Below are 4,200 nucleotides of genomic sequence, written 5' to 3'. Positions count from 1 at the left end.
ATTTCCCGCTTCCTTCTTCTCACGAATTCCTCAGGTGAGCGGGCGACCCATCGGCAGCATCCGGTAGGCGTGGCGGATGTGTTCCTCGATCCGGTCGGCGGCCAGGGCCCCGTCGCGGGCCAGCAGTGCCTCGAGGATGCCCCGGTGCTGGCCGCACAGGGACTCGCGGAACTCCGGCCACTCGTCCATCTGCTGCTCGGCCTGCAGGATCGGGCTGCGCAGGCTGGTGCGCACGGCCCGGGTCAGGTCGCTGACCAGCGTGTTGCCGGCGGCCGTGGCGATGCGGATGTGGAAGTCGGTGTCCACCTCGTTGAAGGACTCGGGATCGTGCACCCGGTCCATGTCGTCCAGCATCGAGGACAAGGCCTCCAAGTCCTCGTCGTCGAGCCGCTCGACGGCCAGCAGGGCGGTGCTGCGCTCCAGGGCGATGCGGGTCACCACCACCTCGTCGAGCGGGAACTGGCTCAGGGCCACCTGCAGCCGCAGGAGCCGCCCCAGTGCCTCGCTGCGCTCACTGATCACCCGCGTGCCGGACAGTGCCCCGCTGCCCACCCGGCTCGCCAGCACCCCCTGTGCTTCCAGCGTGCGGATGGCCTCGCGGATGGCGGGACGGCTCACCTGCAGCTGTTGCGCCAGCTCGCGCTCGGCGGGCAGGCGGTCGCCGACGCGAAGCTGGCCTTCCAGGATCAGGCTCTCGATGTGGTGCAGCACCGTCTCGAAGGCGCGCGGCGCGTCGCTGCGGCTCGCCTCGATGCTGCCAGTGGTCTGGCTCATGGACACAGTGTCGCACCCCGGGGACCGGATGCCGACGCCTCACGACGCGCAAGGCCTCGATCGCCGGTTGGCTTGCCTTGACAGTCACGGATCCCGAGATGGGGCGCACGGAGACGGGAGCCGGTCCGCAACCGGGCGCACACGGGTCTCCGATCAGCCGTCACGGTCTTCCTGCGGGGCATCCGAACAGCCCGACGTGCTGTGCGACCCTTTGGCCAACGGCCTTGTCAGAAGATAGCGTTGTGTGGTTCGTCAATCCCAGGAGGCACGTCCACATGGCCGAGCAAGAGCGACCCACGAGCGGCACGGGGCCACACCAGCCGCACAAACACGAACCACAGGACCACCAACCGAGCAGGGGAACGCGCGCAGTGCGCCCCGAGACCGAGCAGGCCACCGCCCAAGGCCGCCGCCCCTCCAGCCCCCGCTCCGCGAGCCACCAGCGCGAGATCATCGACAGCGGCGGGGCCGGCATCGCCCGGGCCTTCGGCCAGGGCCGGCGCATCGACCACTCCCCGCACCCCGCCCTCGAGCCCTTGCCCGAGGCAATGACCAATGAGACCCCCGGCAAGCTCGACAAGGTCGTCTTCGGTACCACGGCCCTGCTGTCGATCGCCTTCGTCGTCTGGGGCGCACTGGCCCCCACCCAGCTCAACACTGCTTCCGGCCACGGCCTGGAATGGGTCGTCGGCAACACTGGCTGGCTCTTCGCGACGGCCGCCACCGGCTTCGTCTTCTTCGTCCTGTGGCTGGCCGCCAGCAAGTACGGCAGCATCCCGCTGGGCCGCGACGGCGAGGAGCCCGAATTCTCCACCGCCTCGTGGATCGCCATGATGTTCAGCGCCGGCATGGGCATCGGCCTGATGTTCTACGGCGCCGCCGAGCCCCTGACCCACTTCGTCACCCCGCCGCCCGGCACCGGTGAAGCGGACGTCAAGAAGGCCATGGCCACCACGCTCTTCCACTGGGGCCTGCACCCCTGGGCCATCTACGCGATCGTCGGAGTGGCCATCGCCTACGGCGTCTTCCGCAAGGGACGTCCGCTGACCATCAGCGCCGTCTTCGAGCCCCTGCTGGGCAAGCGCCAGACCTACGGCCCCGGCGGCAAGGTCATCGACATCTTCGCCATCTTCGCCACCCTCTTCGGCTCGGCCACCTCTCTGGGCCTGGGCGCACTGCAGATCGCGGAGGGCGCCAGGATCGTCGGCTGGCTTGACGAGGCGGGCAACCGTTTCCTGGTGGTGCTGATCACCGTGCTGACCATGTGCTTCATCCTGTCGGCCGTCTCCGGTGTCGGCCGCGGCATCCAGTACCTGTCGAACATCAACATGGTGCTGGCCCTGGTGCTGGCCCTGTTCGTCTTCGTGCTCGGTCCAACCGTGTTCATCCTGAACCTCATCCCGTCGACGCTGGGCACCTACCTGCAGGACCTGATGATGATGAGCGCCCGCACCGGCGTCGCCGGCGAGGAGACCTCGTCCTGGCTGGCCGGCTGGACCATCTTCTACTGGGCCTGGTGGGTCAGCTGGACCCCCTTCGTCGGCATGTTCATCGCCCGCATCTCCCGCGGCCGCACCATCCGCCAATTCGTCTCCGGCGTGCTGCTGGTGCCCAGCGCGGTGAGCCTGGCCTGGTTCGCCATCTTCGGTGGCGCCGCCATCAAGGCCGAGCAGCTGGGCGTCAAGCTGAGCGAGGCCGGCGGCGAGGAGGCGACCCTGTTCGCGCTGCTCGACACCATGCCGCTGGCCACCATCACCTCGGTGCTGGTGATGATCCTGGTGGGCATCTTCTTCGTCTCCGGTGCCGATGCCGCCTCGATCGTGATGGGCACCCTGAGCGAGAACGGCACCATCGAGCCGCGCCGTCCCACCGTGATCTTCTGGGGCGTCGCCACCGGCGCCGTCGCGGCGATCATGCTGGTCACCGGCGGTGAGGACGCCCTGGGTGGGCTGCAGCAGATCATCATCGTCGCGGGCCTGCCCTTCATGCTGATCATGATCGGCATGGCCGTCGCGCTGGTGAAGGACCTGACCAATGACCCGATGATCGTGCGCGGACGGTACGCCAAGGCTGCCGTGGAGCAGGCCATCGTCGAGGGTGTCACCGCCCACGGCGACGACTTCCACCTGCTGGTGGACCACGCCGAACCCGAGCAGGGCGTCGGTTCGAAGGTGGACACCTCCACGATCACCGCGGTCACTGCCGAGAACGAGGAGTACGCCCGCGAGCAGTACGAGCAGGAGAAGGCCCAGCGCGGACAGTGATCCCGCAGGTGCCGCGACGACGGTGCACCCCCCACCCGGGGGCGCACCGTCGTCGCATTCCGTGGTAGGACTGAAATCCAGCGCATTCGCCCGGAGAGGTCCAGCCATGCCCACCCGAGCCGCCACGGCCGCAGGGATGCACTACCCGACCAGTGCCGTCTCGGTCGCGGGCCTGGTGAACGACCTCTTCGACGCCCTCCCCCCATCCTTCGGCAAGCCCATCAGCCGGCTGGTCCTCGTCCCGCACTCCCCGATGGTGTGGGCGGGGCCGCTGGTGGCCGCCGGCCATGCCCGTCTCGACCCCGATGTGCGGCGCATCGTGCTGCTCGGCCCCCTGCACCGTGCCAGGGGCGATGCCCCAGCATCGAGGCTGGCATCATCACCACCCGCCAGGACGGGATCGCCACCCCGCTCGGTGTGGTGCGCACCTGGCCCGGCACGGACCTCGACGGCATGGACGCGGTGCGCTGTGATGACCAGCTGCATGCGGTGGAGCCCTCGCTGGAGGGTCAGCTGGCCTTCCTGCAGAACCGCTTCGCGGTCTTCCAGGTGCTGCCGCTGCTGACGGTGGGCCAGGTGACCGGGCCGCTGACCGAGGTGCTCGACCTGCTCTGGCGGGACAGCGCGACGGCCGTCATCGTGACCAGCGACCCGGGCCAGGCACTGCCCGTCGGCGAGCTGCGCCGGTGCGACGGCGAGGCCCTGCAGGCAGTGGTCGAGGGCCGGGAGCTGGACGCTGCCCAGGCCTGCCACCACGTCTCCATCAATGCCGCCGTCCAGCTGGCCCGCCGCCACGGCCTGAGCGCTGAGCTGCTGGGCCACGACAGCTCGCGGACCGGCAGCACCCGCGTCGCGGGAACGCGTACGGGACGCGTCCACGGCTTCGGGGCCCTCGTGTGGAGCTGACCGGCAGCGACCCTGACCGGCGGGGATACTGGAGCCAGGCCTTCCTGGCTCGAAACCGTCGCGCGAAGGAGTCCCGATGACCAGCACCGACCTGCCCCTCGCACTGCCACTGGTAGTGGCACCGATGGCGGGCGGCCCCACCAGCCCGGCACTGGTGGCCGCGGTCTGCGCCGAGGGTGGCACCGGCTTCCTGCCCGGCGGCTACCTCACCGACGAGGCCCTCGGGCAGAAGCTCGACGAGCTCGACGCCCTGCTG

At 69.7% G+C, this 4,200-nt stretch carries 4 protein-coding genes and 1 pseudogene; 4 read left to right on the top strand and 1 reads right to left on the bottom strand.

All coding sequences use genetic code 11. The annotated features are described in order from the left end of the window. Positions 1 to 30: 30 nt before the first annotated feature. The gene (locus ACHFFZ_RS17275; protein ID WP_394277817.1) at positions 31 to 774 is read right to left on the bottom strand and encodes a FadR/GntR family transcriptional regulator; all 744 of its coding nucleotides are present in this window, start codon (positions 772 to 774) and stop codon (positions 31 to 33) included. A 371-nt stretch (positions 775 to 1,145) separates the two neighbouring features. Here ACHFFZ_RS17275 and ACHFFZ_RS17270 point away from each other — a divergent pair, with 371 nt between their 5' ends. The 4 genes and pseudogenes from ACHFFZ_RS17270 to ACHFFZ_RS17255 all read left to right on the top strand — a co-directional run. Next, entirely contained in the window at positions 1,146 to 3,038 is a 1,893-nt protein-coding gene (locus tag ACHFFZ_RS17270) for a BCCT family transporter (protein ID WP_394277816.1), read from the top strand. Positions 3,039 to 3,144: 106 nt separating this feature from the next. Then, a pseudogene (gene amrB / locus ACHFFZ_RS17265) lies at positions 3,145 to 3,384 on the top strand (AmmeMemoRadiSam system protein B); the annotation flags it as partial. Continuing rightward, complete coding sequence (gene amrB, locus ACHFFZ_RS17260; RefSeq protein ID WP_394277815.1) at positions 3,297 to 3,944, top strand: AmmeMemoRadiSam system protein B; 648 nt, start codon at positions 3,297 to 3,299, stop codon at positions 3,942 to 3,944. The pseudogene amrB (ACHFFZ_RS17265) and the gene amrB (ACHFFZ_RS17260), both read left to right, overlap by 88 nt. A 76-nt stretch (positions 3,945 to 4,020) precedes the next feature. Beyond that, the coding region (locus tag ACHFFZ_RS17255) for a nitronate monooxygenase (RefSeq protein WP_394277814.1) at positions 4,021 to 4,200 on the top strand (180 nt) is incomplete at its 3' end.

Origin of the sequence: Luteococcus sp., from assembly GCF_043424415.1 — a bacterium.
In the GTDB taxonomy this organism is placed as follows: Bacteria; Actinomycetota; Actinomycetes; order Propionibacteriales; family Propionibacteriaceae; genus Luteococcus.
This window is presented reverse-complemented; position numbering and strand designations above follow the sequence as displayed.

Bases quoted from the DNA above. Each gene is read 5' to 3' on its own strand.
- ACHFFZ_RS17275 (WP_394277817.1), bottom strand. From the start codon at position 774: ATGAGCCAGACCACTGGCAGCATCGAGGCGAGCCGCAGCGACGCGCCG.